We start from the raw sequence: 16,561 nt of genomic DNA, 5'->3' as shown, positions 1-16,561 counted from the left end.
CCAAATACTATGAGAATAGTAAATGGGGGTAAAAGCATAATAAAGAAATTACTGCCGGAAGAATAAATGTCTGTTATCAACAATCTTGGCATTTTCTTTAATTTCATTAACCCATTGATTCAAAAATCTGCCTCTTCTTTCCTGCATCAGTGAGTTTCTGATTGCAGTACTTTGAGAATCAAATGCATCTTTATTAAAGTCACTTCGTTTAGTTACTTTTAAGATATAATAACCGCGCGTTGCTTTTATCGGCTCAGATACTATGTTTAATTTTAATTTTAATGCTGTATTAATGAAAGCATAATCTCTTCCTATAGATGGGATTGTACCCTGAGGGGTAAAATTCCCTGTTTGTTGAACTTTATAGTTAGAGTCGATTGCAGCAGCTTTTGTCAAATCACCGTTAATCTTATTATAAACATCGTTGACAGTAGTTTTAAGAATTTCGAATTTTTTTTCTCTGATAACGGCAGGTTTAATTTGTTCCTTCAATTCATCAAAAGGTCTAAATTTTTCATTTTCAACTTCTGATATTTTTGTAACAACATAACCGTTTGTAACTTTGAAAACATCACTTACTGTGTTAACGCTATTTTCGAAAGCAAATATTACTAATCTCTTATTGTTACCTAAAGATGGAATTGATGGAGCTTGTTCTGTAAACAAAGGAGTTTCGCGAACTGTATAATTCATAATCTTCGCTTCGGTATCAAAATCATTTTTTTGAGCAAGATATGAAAAATCATTAGCTGCATTAAAATTCCGGTCTCTGCTGCTTGCAGATTGTTTTACAGAATTTATAATTCTTTCAACAATATATTTTCTATCAGCTCTATCAGTAACCTTAATAATATGATAGCCATAAGTAGTTTTAACCGGTTTTTGTACAACTCCCACAGCACCAGAAAAACTTGCATCTTCAAATTCCTTAACCATCATACCTTTACTAAAATAGCCAAGATCTCCACCATTACTTCCACTTCCCGGATCTTTTGAAAATTCTTTAGCAAGTTTTTCAAAACTTTCACCTGCAATTAATCTCTGATATATTTTATTAGCCTCTGCCAGATTATTTTCATCACTACCATATTGGTTAATCAGAATATGTGAAACTTTAACAGAAACATCGTTTGTTGGAACAGAACCATAATATTTATACAAAACATAACCCTGCGGAGAAGTGAAAGGACCAACAACCTCGCCAACAACAGATTTTTTAAAAGCTGAAACAGCTTCCGGAGTAAGCATATTAACCGCTAAAGTATCCTTAGAATACGGTGTTTCAGAATAAATACTAACTAGCTGAGAGAAATTAGCAGTATCACCAGCAATAATTGAGTTTTTAACATTTAATAGATTCTTGTAAACCATTTGAGAATCTTCGGCAGAAGCAACATTTTGAAATAAGACAAACTTTAATTTTCTCTGAGGAGGAATTTTGTAATTATTTAAATTCTTGTCATAATAGGTTTTTAAATCCTCATCAGAAATACTAACATCAGAGTCCTTAATTTTATTTACATCAAAAAGGATATATTCTGCTTCAATATTTGTATTCTGATCAATAAATCTTTTTTCAACTTCATCTTCTCCTACATTAACAGAAGCAAGAACCAGACTTTGCAGTTTCTGAGTAAGTTTTGATTGTCTGATGTATTCTTCAGCCTGAATTAGCGCAGCTTTATTCTGAGGATCAAAAATTGCCTGCTGATATAATTGATGATTAAAATTTCCCAGAGAATCAATAAAGTTCTGTTTCAAAAATTCTGGTGGATTTTCACCAAGGATAGCGTCTTTTATTTCCTGATCAGTAACAGTAATACCATATTTTTTAATCAGTTGTGAAAATACTTTTTGAGTAACAATTGCATCCCACACTTGATCTCTTATCTGGTCAACTTGTGTTTCATCAGGATCTTGCCCTGTTTGTTTTTTTTGATTTTCTATTTGCTGATCAACTGCTGTCTGAAATTCCTGATAAGTTATCTCTTCACCATTTACACTACCAATATTATTACTTCTTCCACCGCCAAGTGCTTCAAGAACGTTTGAATCAGAAATAACCATAAAAAGAACGAATAAACCGCCTACAGTAAGAATAAAGGCTGGAGCCAAACTCCTCATTTTGGCCATCATACCCATAATTAAAAAATCTCCGTATTATTTAACTTGAAAAATTAAGCGGGGTAAAATAGATACATCGGGCTAAAAAAACAATTAAATTAGAAGACTATCTTTTTATCTGCTGGAGACTCACCAAAAACTGTTATGATGTTTATTAGAAACAAGTTTCGGAATCAGAACAAATAAATTAAAAATAATCGTCTGATATGGACCAAATGACATTCTCCAGTCTATAATTCTTAGTGTAATTTTTCAGAAGTTTGAATTTAATACTTCTGCTTGTATTCTACTTTACCTTATTAAGTCAGGTAATTATTTGACTTTATGAATCATCAAAGGTATTTTTTGCAATGTATATTTTAAGAAAGAGGTAAAAACTTGTTAAGTAATATAGAATTCCTATCAAATGTCCCAATCTTTTCAGAATTAGAAGAAGAAACACTTGAAAAGATTGCTAAATCAGGTGTTATCCAATCATTTAAAAAGAACTCCATTATTCTTAATGAAGAGGATACAGGATCAGCTTTCTTTGTGATTGCAGAAGGAAAAGTGAAAATTTCCAGATCAAGTAATGATGATAAGGAAGTAATCCTGGCTATGCTGAATGAATCAGATTTTTTTGGTGAAATGTCTCTGCTTGATGGTATGGCAAGATCAGCAACTGTAACAGCTGTAGAAGATTCAAAGATATTTATTATTCAAAGAGCTGAATTTTTAGATTTGCTTTTTAAGTATCCGGATGTATCAGTTGCACTTTTAACTGAATTAACCAAAAGGCTGCGGGCTGCAACTTTGAAGATTAAAGCACTTTCATTAAAAGATGCCGAAGGTAAAGTTGCAACTGTTCTTCTTCAGATTGCTGATGAAGTTGGTAAAATTAGACAAGGTATTGTTGAAATTGACCATCTGCCTTATCAACAGGAATTGGCTAATATGGCTGGTACATCAAGAGAAACGATTTCCAGAACTTTACATTCTTTTGCCAAGAAAGGCTTGGTTGAATTGGATGGTTCCAGATTAAGAATTATCGATTATGAAAAATTTAAAGAACTGTTTCACTGATTTATGAGTGTAAAAGCTGATCTACATATGCATTCAAAATATTCTGATGGACAGCATACACCTGAAGAATTAATTTTGAAAGTTAAAGATGCAGGAATTGATGTAATCAGTATTACCGACCATGATACAGTTGATGGTATTTTTGAAGCTATTGAAATTGGAAAAATATCCGGGGTTGAGGTAATACCAGGTTTAGAAATCAGCTCAGATATCAGAGACCGTGAAGTTCATATACTTGCATATTTTTTTGATCCGGCAAATAAAGAACTTGGCGAATATCTTAAATTTTTCAGAGCCGAAAGAATTAAACGTGCTATCAGGATAATTGAAAAACTTAATACTCTTGGCTTGCATCTAACAATTGATGATGTTATGAGCATCGCAAAGAACTCAGTAGTTGGCAGACCGCATATTGCAAAAGCAATGGTATTAAATGGATTAGTAGGCAATTACTTTGAGGCTTTTAGTAAATACATCGGCAATGGATGCCCTGCTTATGAAAGAAAAGTCCATGTATCACCCAGAAGTGCATTTAAGATAATCAGCGATGCCGGTGGTTTATCTTTTATTGCTCATCCCGGTCCTTTACCAGATAATATTATGGTTGAATTAATTGATGCCGGTTTAGATGGAATTGAAGTTATTCATCCCTCACACTTGCCGCATCAAATTAAACATTACAGAGGAATTGTGAATGAGTATTTTTTACTCGAAAGTGGTGGTTCAGATTTTCATGGCGGAGATAGAAACGATTATAATAATCTAGGTAAATATTGTGTACCTTATTCAAGAGTTGAAGCAATGCGCAAACAAATATTAAGAAATACTGCATAATGTTATTGTCATTTACTTATTTCAGTGAAGAATTTGATTAGATAAACAGTTTTGCTTGTCGAAATAAAGAATGGACATAAAGGTTCTGATTCAGTTATATCTTCATTTAACAAAGCTGATCTTTTCACTTACAGTGTATGATTTTTCCACTTTAAATAAATCCAAATAGTTATATTTTAACATCAACAATATTTAATCGGATATAGATGTTACAGCAAATGCGTAAAAAACTCTGGGAATTAAAATGAAAAGAATCTTATCAATTGTTGTTTTGTTAATTCTATCTTCAATTGCTTTTGCACAACAACAAACTAATTGGCAAAATTATGCTAATATGGAAAACGTCAATTGTATAACAATTGTTGAAAACGGAGTATGGGCAGCAACAAGCGGCGGAGCATTTTATTACGATTTTGCTGAGAGCGGTTACAAGACTTATCATAAGTCTCAAGGTTTGCTTGGCAGAAATTTATTTTCGGTTGCTATTGATCATAATAATAAAGTATGGTTTGGAAGTGCAAACGGAACCATAGACGTTTATAATCCGCAAAGCAACAGCTTCAAAGCTATACTGGATATCTTCAACTCTGATAAGACTAATAAAGCAATTAATAGCATAACTGCACATGGTGATAGCATTTTTATCTCAACTGATTTCGGAATTTCTGTTATTGATGCAAACAATTTTTTCTTTTATGATACTTACTTTAAGTTCGGGTCCTTTACATCAAATATAAAAGTTAATCATATTCTGATTACAGACTTGATTTATGCGGCTACTCAAGAAGGTATTGCAATACAGAAACCCGGAGCTGTTAATCTTTCTGCTCCTGAATCATGGAATGTTTACAATCAAAACAATGGATTACCTGCTGGTGCTGTAAACAAATTAGCTTTTTATAATGGAAATCTTATAGCAGCAACAAGTTTAGGATTATCCATATTTAACGGAAGTGTATGGCAAACATATCTCGGGCTGACAAGTATTAATATTCTTGATATGATTGTTGAAGGTTCAGATTTATATCTGCTTACTTCAACTAAAGTTTTTTTATATGATGGAAACAATTTAAGTGAGATTAAGAGTGTAAGCGGAAATCCAACCGGGTTAGCTTATTCAACTACAAATGGTTTAATTATATCATCCAAGATAGGAATACAAACAGATTCAGGAATACTTGTTCCGAATGGACCGGCAGCTAATCAATTTCCTGATATGATCGTTGACAAGACAGGAAACTTATGGTCTGCAAGCGGAAAGGATGTTTCGGGTAAGGGCTTGTATAATTTTGATGGATCAATCTGGGAAACATATAACACAGCAAATCACCCTGAGCTTTTCACAAATGCTTACTATTCTGTTTTTTGTTCGAGTGATAATACTATTTATGCAGGCAGCTGGGGACAAGGTTTTGTTAAAATTAATTCTAATGGAATATTTAGATATCACTCAGATAATACCCCAATGGTTGGCATAAACCAAAATAATAAATTTGTTGTTATCCCGGCATTTGCTGAGGATTCAAAAAATAATTTATGGATTTTAAACTTAAGACCAGCTGATAAAAAATCACTTTATCTTCTAACTAAGGACAGTGTTTGGTATAGCTTTCAGAATCCTACTGAACAATATGGAGAATTTAGTGAGTTCAAAAATCTCGTTATCGATAATTTTGGAACCAAATGGTATCTGATGACAAACGGCGGAGGCTTGGGTTTATATTACTTTAATGAAAAAGGGACCTACAATAATGAATCAGATGATAGTTTTGGTTTTGTAAGCACTGTAAAAGGATTAACAAGCAACAATGTATTAAGTCTTGTAGTTGATAGGCGTGGTGATGTTTGGGTAGGAACAAATCTGGGAGTTAATATAATTACAAATCCCAGTATTGTATTAAACTCAAATAACCCTCAATTTAAAATCAGTACATCTTTTTCTGTCAGACAGCAAACAATAAACGCAATGGTAGTTGATCCACTAAATCAAAAATGGCTTGGAACAAATCAAGGGCTTATGCTTTTAAATTCGGATGGAACACAGCTCTTGAAAACTCTTGATTCTAGAAACAGTCCGCTTCCGTCTGATGTAATTACCAGTTTAGCTATTGATGAAAAGACCGGTAGAATATTTGTAGGTACCGATGAAGGTTTAACTTTCTTCGATACACCATCTATTTTACCTGTTGAAAGTTTTGACGGCTTAACAATTTTCCCAAATCCACTAAGGTTAAACAATGAATCCAAACTTGTTACCATTGATGGGTTGATAAGAAATTCTGATATAAAAATTATTTCAGTTTCAGGAGTACTTATCAGACAGTTTTCATCACCAGGCGGCAGAACTGCTTTTTGGGATGGAAGAGATGAAAATGGAAATCTTGTAAACAGCGGAGTTTATATTGTTATCGCCTACGATCAGGAAGGTAATAGTGTAGAAACCGGAAAAATAGCAGTTATCAGAGAGTAGTTGTTTCTGTAATGATTGATCTTGTAAATATCTCTTTACAATTCAATGGTAATTATCTCTTTAAAGATGTCAATTATAAAATCGCATCCGGAGATAAAATCTCACTTGTCGGGGCAAACGGTACTGGTAAATCATCACTTCTTAAAATCATAAATGGCTCTCTTCAACCAGAATCAGGTGAAGTATTAAAACAAAAAAGAATCACCATTGGATATCTTCCTCAGGAACATGTTACACACTCCGGTAATTCTTTACTTGAAGAAGCTTCTTCAGCATTAAGTGATATCGTTGAGCTTAACAATAAAGAGAAAGAAATAACAAATGCACTTAATGCGCCGGAACTTTCTGATGAAGAGAAAATGGACCTTGCTCACCAACTTGGCGAAGTACATCATATTCTTGAAGGAATGGATTCTTATTCTGTACAATCAAAAGTTGAAAAGATTTTAATAGGACTGGGTTTTGAAGAGTCGGATTTTAACCGCTTAACCGATGAGTTTTCTGGCGGATGGCAAATGAGAATTGCTTTAGCAAAAATTCTTATTTCACAAAATGACATACTTTTATTGGATGAACCGACTAATCACCTTGATATTGATTCGCTTGAATGGCTGATCAGTTACTTAAAAGCATATAAAGGCGGTTTACTGATTGTATCACACGATAAAAATTTTGTCAATCAGGTAACTAACAGAACTTTGGAAATTTTTCTGGGTAAGTTTTATACTTTCAAGGGTGATTACGATGCCTATCTGCGCTATAAAGCTGAACGGGATGAATTAGCAGTTCAACAATTTGAACAACAGCAAAATAAAATAAAAGAAACTGAAAAATTCATTGAACGCTTCAGATATAAGGCTACAAAAGCACGACAAGTTCAAAGCAGAATAAAACAACTTGAAAAGATTGAATTGATTGAGCTGCCTGAATCTAATTCAAAAATTAATATTAAATTCACTCAGCCTGCTTTGAGTGGAAGAACCCCTGTAAAATTGAACAGTATTTTCAAATCATACGGCGATATAAAAGTTTTTGAAGGAATTGATTTTGAAATTGGGAGAGGTGAAAAAATTGCTTTCGTAGGACCTAATGGAGCTGGTAAATCAACACTTGCAAAAATTATTGCAGGTGTAATTGGTTTTGATTCCGGCGATAGAATTGTTGGACACAATACTATCATATCATATTATGCACAGGATGTTGCAGATAACCTTGATCCTGAGCTGGAAATTATTGAAACCGTTGATGGAATTGATGAAGAAAAGACTCTTGGTCAGTTAAGATCATTGCTTGGTTCTTTTTTATTTACAGGTGATGATGTTTTTAAAAAAGTCGGGGTTCTCTCAGGCGGTGAAAAAAGCCGAGTTGCGCTTTGCAAAATCCTTCTTACAAAATCTAATTTTATCATTCTTGATGAACCAACAAACCATCTGGACTATAACTCAAAACTCATATTGCAAAAGGCATTAATTGATTTTACCGGAACATTGGTTCTCGTTTCACACGATATAGATTTTTTAAGACCAATTGTTACAAAGGTAATTGACATCAGAAAAGGTAATCTTAAAACTTACTATGGCGGGATTGATTACTTTATTGAAAAAAGAGAACATTCCACCTTTGAAAGAGATGATATAGTTAAGACAAGAAAGGATAAAAAAGAATTAACAATTACAAATCGAAAAGATCAAAAAAGGATTGAAGCTGAACTGCGTCAGCAAAAGCATAAGGCAACCAAAGATTTAGTGATAGAAATTTCTAAAGTTGAAAGTATGATTGATACTTATGAAACCAAAATAAAAGAATTAGAAATAAAACTTGCTGATCCGGTTATCTATTCAAAAGGAGAAATTGCTAAAGAGACAACCAAATACTTAAACCAGACAAAGTCTGATCTGGAACTTGCGATGAAAAAGTGGGAAGAACTTAATGAGAAATTAATTAAGATTGAATCTCAATTCACTTAAAACTTTCTACCAAAATATTCTTCTGCTAAAGCCAGCCCGCCATAAATAGCAGCATCATCACCCAGTTTAGAAGTAACAATTTTTACTCCTTTACCGGAAACACTAAAAACTTGTTTTTTAAATTCCACCTTTATTATTGGAAGCATAAAATCACCCAATGCCTCAACTACCCCGCCGCCCAAAACTATCATATCGAAATTCATTAAACTGCAGACACTCCCAAGTACTTCTCCAATTACTTTGCAGGCGTCAGTCATTCGTTTTATTGTAACTCTATCTCCTTTTAAAACTGCATTTTGTAATTCACTGCTTTTAATTCTTTGCTTTGACCTAATAAGTTCTGAAAGGATGCTTTTCTTTTTTAATTTTTTAATATCATATTCTATCTGATTAACAATTGCGGTTCTGCTTGCCATTGCTTCAAAACAGCCTTTCTTTCCGCAGCCGCACATTGGTCCGTTTTTCTGAACAAGAATATGTCCTATTTCGCCAGCAACAAAAGTGGAACCGCGGTATAATTTGTTATTGATAACAATACCTCCGCCTATACCGGTGCCGATAAAAACCGCGAGCATATTATTTGATTTTTTTCCAATCCCAAAATTTTTAATGCCAAGGGCACCAAGATTAACATCATTTTCTAGTAAAACCGGATATGGAATTAATTTCTGCAGCTCTGCTTTCATCCTGAAATTTTTTATCCCAAGATTTGGTGCTAATCCAATTACCCCGGTATTCGGATTTACTGATCCGGGAACACCGAGACATACTGCAGCGATATTATGTTTTTTTAATCCTGATGATTTAACCACTTTATGGATAAGTTCTGCAGTGTCTTTAACATACTCTTTTGTTCCACTGTTAATATTAGTAGGTTTTTTGTGTCTGGCAACAATCCCCTTGTTTGAATTAATCACTGATGCAAGGATTTTTGTGCCTCCCATATCTATACTTACTACAAATTTTTCCGGCATTAAAACTCCTGTTAATTGTTAAAAAGTCTCTACAAAAACTATTTGATATTTATTTCTTATACAAACCGCTTTACGGGATTAAAAAATAAATCCTTATTTTTTACCACACAGTAATTGAAATTATGAGTAGAATAATACCATTAAAACGCTTCGGTCAAAACTATCTGCAGGATCAAAATATAATCAGGAAGATCATTTCTGAAATTGAACCAAAAGAAAATGATGTTATCATAGAAATAGGTCCTGGGCAAGGAGCACTTACTCAATATTTAGTTAACTTTAATTCAACTTTTTATGCAGTAGAAATTGATAAAAGAGTAATTGAGGATCTGATAAACCGCTTTAAGGTTATGAAGATCATTCAGCAGGATTTTCTTGAAATTGATTTGTCAGAAATTTTTCAGAAGAATAAAAATAAAATCAGAGTTGTTGGAAATATCCCCTATAACATTACATCACCGATACTCTTTAAGCTTTTTGATAATAACAGAATTATTAAAGATGCAGTTTTAATGGTTCAGTTTGAAGTTGCTAAAAGAATGACTGCAAAAATCGGGACTAAAGATTACGGAATTCTTTCAGTATTACTGAATTATTTCGGTAAAGCAGAATTAGTATTTAAAGTATCCAGAAATGTGTTTTACCCGAAACCAAATGTTGATTCTGCAATAGTGCATATTTATTTTGATGAGAAAAGAACGGACACTGAGTTTAATTCAATATTTAAATCTGTAGTAAAATCATCATTCGGAAACAGAAGAAAAATATTAAAAAATTCCCTGAGCAATAGTATATTTGCCGATATAGATTTTAGCGGGTGCGGTATAGACTTATCAAATCGTGCAGAGCAGTTTAATGTTGATGACTTTATTAATCTCGCAGAGTTTGTAAAACAAAACAAATCCAGGTGATAATAGACTGAGAGATGGATAAAGTAAAATCCTTAATAAAAACCCTTAAAGCTTTTGATATTGTTGTTATCAGCTTTTCTGTTTTTTTGATAACTCTTCATATAATTTTTTATCAGAGAATTGAAAATTCCCTTAACTGGATTTTTATAAATCTATTCGTTATCGGATTAGCATTTACAATTTCTTTTCTTGAAGCAAAAACACAAAAAAAAGTTTGGCGAATTACTCATTACTGGTACATTGCTCCTTTAATTCTTCTTACTTTCAAACAACTATTCTTTATGGTAAAACCAATCCGAGGGCAGGATTATGATGACTTGTTTATTGCAATAGATAGATGGTTGTTCGGAACCGACCCGACACATTTGATATATCATATTTCTTTTCCTTTACTAACTGAGATATTACAAATCGTTTACGGATCATTTTATCTCCTTCCGATTATTCTTGGACTGTCACTTCTCAAAAAAGATAGATTTATTGCTTTAGATTTTGCATTGTTCTCGGTCATCTATGGTTTTTTTCTTTCTTATTTAGGATACTTTGCTTTACCAGGCATCGGTCCAAGATTTACACTTCACGATTTTAATTCTATCAACGAAGTACTACCAGGTTTGTATTTTACAAATTTCTTGAGAGAAATGACTAACACCGGTGAAGGAATTCCATTTGGAACACCAAACCCTGCCGAGGTTGTTCAGCGTGATGTATTCCCGAGTGGGCATACTATGATAACTCTTATTGTAATGTACTTATCAGTTAAATTGAGAAGCAGAAGCAGATACTTTTTTATTCCTGTCGGGACTTTGCTAATCATTGCTACAGTTTATTTGTGGTATCACTATGTTATTGATTTAATTGGCGGATTGGTTTTTGCAATAGTTTCTATGTGGAGCGGAAAGATCTTTTTCAACTGGTGGCATAAAAAAATCGGAAAAGATAAATTTGAATATGAAAATCATTAATTGAGATGAGCGATAAAAAAACTCAAGTAAAAAAAATGTTTGATAACATTGCCGGCAGATATGATTTTCTAAATCATCTGCTGAGTTTTGGACTGGATTTTTACTGGCGGAAAAAAGCATTAAAACTTAGCGGATTTAATTCTGATTCCATTTTACTTGATGTTGCCTGCGGAACCGGTGATGTTGCAATTCAAGCAAATAAAATGGGAGTGCAAAAAATCTTTGGAGCTGATTTTTCTTATAATATGCTAAACTTGTTCAATAAAAAAGCAAACTGGATTGATGGCAAACTGGTCCAAATGGTTGCTGAAAAAATTCCTTTTAAGGATGAATCTGTTACAAATATAACAGTAGCCTTTGGAGTTAGAAATTTCTATGATATTCAGCAAGGATTTAATTCTTTCTACCGCATTTTGAAGCCTAATGGGAAAGCTACGATAATTGAGTTTAGAATGCCTACCAATAAAATAATAAGATCTATTTATAAATTTTACTTCAAAAATATTTTACCTGTACTCGGCGGGATAATTTCAGGAGATAAGGCTGCATACACTTATCTGCCCGATTCTGTTGAAGAGTTTGATGAAAAAGTCAATCTTGAAAAACTTTTGAGGAACTCAGGATTTGGTAAAATCAAAACATATAATTTTACTTTCGGAACAGTTCAGGCTGTAATAGCACAGAAGTAACTAAAAGAGCATCAAATTATCTTTCTCATAATAGTTTTTTCAATTGCTTAAAAGCATTGAACCTATGACTTATTTTATTTTTTTCCTGGTGCGGCATTTCAGCAGTAGTTACATCATAACCATTTGGAACAAACAGCGGATCATATCCAAATCCATTTTTACCACGCGGAATTTTTATAATGTTTCCTTGTATTTCTCCAATAGCAGATTTAATCTCTTTGCCATCATAATAAACTGCAGCACAAACAAATCTGCCAGGATGTGGCTCCGGAAATTCCGAAAGTTTTTTTATTAACAATAAATTATTTTTTTCATCATCAGCATTTTCACCTGCGTATCTTGCAGAATAGATGCCGGGTTCACCATTTAATTGAAATGCTTCTAAACCGGAATCATCTCCGATACTTGGAATCCTGTATTTATCAAACGCAGCACGTGCTTTTATTATTGCATTTTCTAAAAATGTATTACCGTTTTCTTCAACTTCAGGATGATTTTCAAAATCCAGAAATGATAAAATTTCTACATCCAAATCCTTAAGGATTTCTTTAACATCGTTTAGTTTGCCTTTGTTTGTAGTTGCTAATAATATTTTTTTCAATCTTATTTCTCTTTTAGTGTTATTAAGTGCTTTTATGTTTTTGTGGCAATTCAGTTTTTGCAACTAAACTGCCTGTGGCAGGCAGGAACTCCAAAACACAGAAGCTCGCAAATTAATTTTTTACTCTATTTAATAATTTTTTCAATTCTTCTTTAGATGTTTGCTTCAATTCTTTTTTATCATAAAGAAGTGATTTTCTATTGAGAACTTTCCATTCACCTTCTATCATAACAGAATGAACTGAATCCGCTGAAGATGAATAAACAATATCAGAATAAACAGAGTCATCACTTTCTGAAATTGAGTGAGTATTAGTATTAAGATTTAACAAAACCAGATCTGCTTTTTTTCCAGCTTCAATACTTCCAATCTCATCTTGAAGATGTAGTGCTTTTGCACCTTCAATAGTGGCAAGCTTAAAAACTGTTTTTGCATCCATACTTGATGAACCATGAATCGGTTTTTGAATAAATGCAGCTAATCTCATTTCATTAAAGATACTTAAATTATTATTACATGGTGCGCCATCAGCACCAAGTGAAACAGATATTCCCTGCTTCAAATATTTTGGAATATTTGCAATCCCTGAGCCAAGCTTTAAGTTTGATGAAGGACAATGAGAAACACGGGTATTATTTTTTTTCAGTAAACCAATTTCTTTATCATTAACATGAATGCAATGTGCTAAAACAGAATGATCATCAATAACACCAATTGAATTGAAATATTCGATATTTTCTTTTTTATGTCTTCGCTTAACTTCAGCAATTTCATCTTTATTTTCTGATGAATGAGTGTGGTATAAACTGCCTGCAAAATCTTTTTTCATTTCAAATGATTCTTTAAGAAGTTCTTCAGAACAGGATAAAACAAATCTAGGAGCAAACCCGTATTTAATTTTTCCATTCGAAGTATTATGAAAAGTCTTAGCAAGCTGATAAATATCTTTCAATTCGGATCTTGTTTCTGATTTAAAATCCGGGAATAAATCATTCTCATCAATCAAACATTTGCCGGCAATTGCACGCATACCGGCATTTTGCAATTCTTCAAAGATAACTTCCTGATGCCGTAAAGTTCCCATATCAAGCAATGTTGTTGTGCCGCTCAAAAGTAATTCATTTAATCCTAATCTGACAGAAGTTAAAAGAGAATTTTTATTATGTGCATTTTCGTAAGGAAATATTCTTAACTGAAGCCAATCAAGAAGTTCAAGATCATCAGCCAAACAGCGGAATAATGTCTGGCAAAGGTGAATATGCGTTTGTACAAATCCGGGAATTAAAGTGAGGTCATCAAATCTGAGAACTCTATTTTTATTTTTAGAAAAATATTTTTCATCATTCTTTTTAATAGAAATAATTCTGCCGTTCTCTATTTCTACAAAATGATTTTTTAATATTCGTTCTTTAGAATCTACTGTTACAATGTTTTTGGGAACAATAATCATTTTTCTGAACTTTCTTTTTCATTAAATAAGTTATCCATAACTTCAAATGCAAAACGCAAATGTGGAATAACAATTGAACCGCCGACAATAAGAGCTATGTTAAAAGTCTCCATCAGTTCTTCTTTGGTTGCACCTTCCTGAATTGAACGATCTATATGATAAAAAATGCAATCGTTGCAGCGCAGCACCATTGAGGCAACAAGTCCCATTAGTTCTTTTGTTTTTGCATTTAATGCACCATTGATGTAAGCTTTGTTATCAAGTGCAAAGAATTTATTAAAATCTCGAAAACCGGAATTTAAAATTCTGTCATTCATTTCAGTGCGGTAAGCACGAGTTTCTGTTGTTGTTTTTTTCATTTCAGTTCCAAAACATTTTTAAATAATTATTAAAATTTCAAAGTCATTACAAATCCCGACTTATCGGAAGTGATACAATCTGTCATTTATTTAGAATTTGATATCGGATTGCTTCGCTCGAAGACTCACTCGCAATGACTCACAAAGTTATAACTCATCTAAAAATTTGTTTTTCTCCGGATCGTAAGAAACTTCTAAATCTCTAACTGAAGTTTCAGATTCTTCATCTTCCCAGTCGTATTTTTTTGGCGGATCAACTTTTCTATAAATAAAAGCAGGAAAGATTCCAACGATTGCCCCAAACAAATGCGACTCCCAGGAAATGCTTTGTTTACCTGGTAAAACTCCCCAGATCAAACCGCCATAAAGAAAAATTACAACTAAAGCTAATGCAATTGAACGACTATCTTTTCTAAATAAACCACTGAAAAATAAAAATGAAATGAATCCATAAATAATTCCGCTTGCACCAATATGATATGCTTCTCTCGCAAAAAGCCATACAAGAATTCCGGTTCCAAAATAAATAATGAAAAATGATTTGTAAGCAACTTTCGGATAAAAATAAAAAATGCCTACTCCTAAAAACATAAGCGGAGCAGTATTGTAAATCAGATGCGAATAATTAGCATGGATTAAAGGAGAAGCAATAATTCCTAAAAGTCCTTTAAGATGCCTTGGATAAATTCCAAAACTGCTAAGATTTACATTTATTAAAACTGAAAGAGTGTGAATAACCCATAATACTATTGGAAAAAGAAGCGGTGTTAAAATTTTTGATAATGTTTTTTTTTCATCTTTTGTAGTAACTGTATCCATTGATTATCATTTTTTCATTCTATTGCAAATATAATAATTTGTTATTCTAATCATAGAAACAGACCAATAAAAAGCCTCATCTATGATAATAATAGATGAGGCATAATTGTTTTAGAATTAAAGTTTTCTTTAAATAAATTTCAGATAAAATATTAACGAAGAAGAATCATTTTTTTCGTTTGATCAAATGAACCTGACATCAATCTATAGAAATAAATACCGCTTGCAAGTTGGGAGCTGCTGAAATTTACTTCATGTCTGCCTGCTGTTTTTTGTTCGTTTACAAGAACTGCAGCTTCATTCCCTAATGCATCATAAATTTTTAGAGTTACAAAAGAACTTTGAGGAATGTTGTAACTGATTGTTGTGGTCGGATTAAACGGATTTGGATAATTCTGTTCAAGTGTAAAATTATGCGATATTATTGCTTCATCTTCAACACTAACAATATCATTAGTAAGTCTAATATCAAGTCCAGGGATAGAAAATGGATCAACACCGAGCATTGTAAGGTTATCAACATATTGACCTGGAATGATATCCTGGACAATCCAATTATCAGGAGCAATCCACACAGTATCATTTAATGTAAGTAGTTCAACAACTGTATATGATAATATCTTCCATTGTAATAAAAACTTTTTACAATTAAGATCTCCAAGAGCTGTTGAGATAGTCTGATCATTTAATCTGCTGCCAGAATATTTGAATCTGAATGGAACATTCAGTGTACCAATAGTTATCACAGTATCTTTTTGCATTAAAGTATATGGTGTATTTACAGGCGAAGCAAACCGGTAATTATCATACCAAGCCTGCAGAGAAGTAAAGAAATTTAAGAAACTAAAATTCTGGGTTATTCCAAGTGAATCCAGCGAATTTAAAAATCCCCTAACGCTCTCTACGCTGTAATAGCTATATCCATTTGTTCCTTCTGTGCTGTAAAATAATGAATCCTGATAAGGCAGAAGTTTAATAGTTTGCAGAGGACCTGATTTTGTCAGAACAATGTCTGCTGATCTTCCCTGAAAATTAGCAACAGATTCAAATCTATCCATTCGATAATAAGCTGATTCATTAATTGGATTACTGGCTGAATCAAGTGGAATTACTTTATACTTCCATTCGAATCCAGTTTGTGCAGGAAAATAATCGCTTGCCTGTTGTGCGATTGTATTTCCGATGAATAATAAAACTGCAAACAAAGTAATATATCTTTTCATTTAACTGTCTCACTAAAATATTTTTAAACCAAATAAACCCTAACTATCTCATTACAATTTTAATCTACAATAAATTCCATATTTAAAATGAAAATTACAACACTATTAATAAT

Annotated in this window: 14 protein-coding genes; 7 read left to right on the top strand and 7 right to left on the bottom strand. The window is 32.7% G+C overall.

What is annotated here, in order from left to right; translation table 11 throughout:
• Nucleotides 1-48: 48 nt before the first annotated feature.
• A complete protein-coding gene (locus tag ROY99_08445; protein MDT3696410.1) occupies nucleotides 49-2,124 on the bottom strand; it encodes a peptidylprolyl isomerase in 2,076 nt (691 codons plus the stop codon).
• Nucleotides 2,125-2,502: 378 nt separating this feature from the next.
• On the opposite strand from ROY99_08445, the gene ROY99_08440 reads away from it, so the two are divergent.
• The 4 genes from ROY99_08440 (at nucleotide 2,503) to ROY99_08425 (ending at nucleotide 8,457) form a co-directional block, all read left to right on the top strand.
• Nucleotides 2,503-3,186 (top strand): Crp/Fnr family transcriptional regulator, encoded by a 684-nt coding sequence (locus ROY99_08440; protein ID MDT3696409.1) that lies wholly within the window; start codon nucleotides 2,503-2,505, stop codon nucleotides 3,184-3,186.
• A 3-nt stretch (nucleotides 3,187-3,189) separates the two neighbouring features.
• Nucleotides 3,190-4,020, top strand: coding sequence for a PHP domain-containing protein (locus ROY99_08435; protein MDT3696408.1), 831 nt, complete (start codon nucleotides 3,190-3,192; stop codon nucleotides 4,018-4,020).
• A gap of 244 nt (nucleotides 4,021-4,264) precedes the next feature.
• Complete coding sequence (locus ROY99_08430) at nucleotides 4,265-6,490, top strand: two-component regulator propeller domain-containing protein (protein MDT3696407.1); 2,226 nt, start codon at nucleotides 4,265-4,267, stop codon at nucleotides 6,488-6,490.
• An 11-nt stretch (nucleotides 6,491-6,501) separates the two neighbouring features.
• Nucleotides 6,502-8,457, top strand: coding sequence for an ABC-F family ATP-binding cassette domain-containing protein (locus tag ROY99_08425; protein ID MDT3696406.1), 1,956 nt, complete (start codon nucleotides 6,502-6,504; stop codon nucleotides 8,455-8,457).
• Here ROY99_08425 and ROY99_08420 read toward each other — a convergent pair.
• Nucleotides 8,454-9,431, bottom strand: coding sequence for an ROK family protein (locus ROY99_08420; protein ID MDT3696405.1), 978 nt, complete (start codon nucleotides 9,429-9,431; stop codon nucleotides 8,454-8,456). The two genes, ROY99_08425 and ROY99_08420, sit on opposite strands and share 4 nt — an antisense overlap.
• A gap of 122 nt (nucleotides 9,432-9,553) precedes the next feature.
• On the opposite strand from ROY99_08420, the gene rsmA reads away from it, so the two are divergent.
• The 3 genes from rsmA to ubiE are packed head-to-tail and all read left to right on the top strand — an operon-like array spanning nucleotide 9,554 to nucleotide 11,996.
• Nucleotides 9,554-10,342, top strand: a complete 789-nt coding sequence (gene rsmA, locus ROY99_08415; protein ID MDT3696404.1) for a 16S rRNA (adenine(1518)-N(6)/adenine(1519)-N(6))-dimethyltransferase RsmA — start codon at nucleotides 9,554-9,556, stop codon at nucleotides 10,340-10,342.
• A 14-nt stretch (nucleotides 10,343-10,356) separates the two neighbouring features.
• Nucleotides 10,357-11,307: a phosphatase PAP2 family protein gene (locus ROY99_08410; protein ID MDT3696403.1), complete on the top strand. Its 951-nt coding sequence runs from the start codon at nucleotides 10,357-10,359 to the stop codon at nucleotides 11,305-11,307.
• 5 nt (nucleotides 11,308-11,312) lie between these two features.
• A complete protein-coding gene (gene ubiE / locus ROY99_08405; protein MDT3696402.1) occupies nucleotides 11,313-11,996 on the top strand; it encodes a bifunctional demethylmenaquinone methyltransferase/2-methoxy-6-polyprenyl-1,4-benzoquinol methylase UbiE in 684 nt (227 codons plus the stop codon).
• Nucleotides 11,997-12,021: 25 nt separating this feature from the next.
• Here the strand turns inward: ubiE and rdgB are convergent, their stop codons facing one another.
• From rdgB to ROY99_08380, 5 genes are all read right to left on the bottom strand, one after another.
• A complete protein-coding gene (gene rdgB, locus ROY99_08400; GenBank protein ID MDT3696401.1) occupies nucleotides 12,022-12,597 on the bottom strand; it encodes an RdgB/HAM1 family non-canonical purine NTP pyrophosphatase in 576 nt (191 codons plus the stop codon).
• Between the two features lie 112 nt (nucleotides 12,598-12,709).
• Entirely contained in the window at nucleotides 12,710-14,047 is a 1,338-nt protein-coding gene (locus ROY99_08395) for an amidohydrolase family protein (GenBank protein ID MDT3696400.1), read from the bottom strand.
• Entirely contained in the window at nucleotides 14,044-14,406 is a 363-nt protein-coding gene (locus tag ROY99_08390; GenBank protein ID MDT3696399.1) for a carboxymuconolactone decarboxylase family protein, read from the bottom strand. Before ROY99_08390 ends, ROY99_08395 begins: the two co-directional genes overlap by 4 nt.
• A 147-nt stretch (nucleotides 14,407-14,553) precedes the next feature.
• On the bottom strand, nucleotides 14,554-15,225 hold the full coding sequence (locus ROY99_08385; protein ID MDT3696398.1) for a rhomboid family intramembrane serine protease: 672 nt from the start codon (nucleotides 15,223-15,225) through the stop codon (nucleotides 14,554-14,556).
• Between the two features lie 152 nt (nucleotides 15,226-15,377).
• Nucleotides 15,378-16,448, bottom strand: a complete 1,071-nt coding sequence (locus ROY99_08380; protein MDT3696397.1) for a T9SS type A sorting domain-containing protein — start codon at nucleotides 16,446-16,448, stop codon at nucleotides 15,378-15,380.
• Nucleotides 16,449-16,561: the final 113 nt, after the last annotated feature.

Source organism: Ignavibacterium sp., assembly GCA_032027145.1.
Classification (GTDB): domain Bacteria; phylum Bacteroidota; class Ignavibacteria; order Ignavibacteriales; family Ignavibacteriaceae; genus IGN3.
This window is presented reverse-complemented; position numbering and strand designations above follow the sequence as displayed.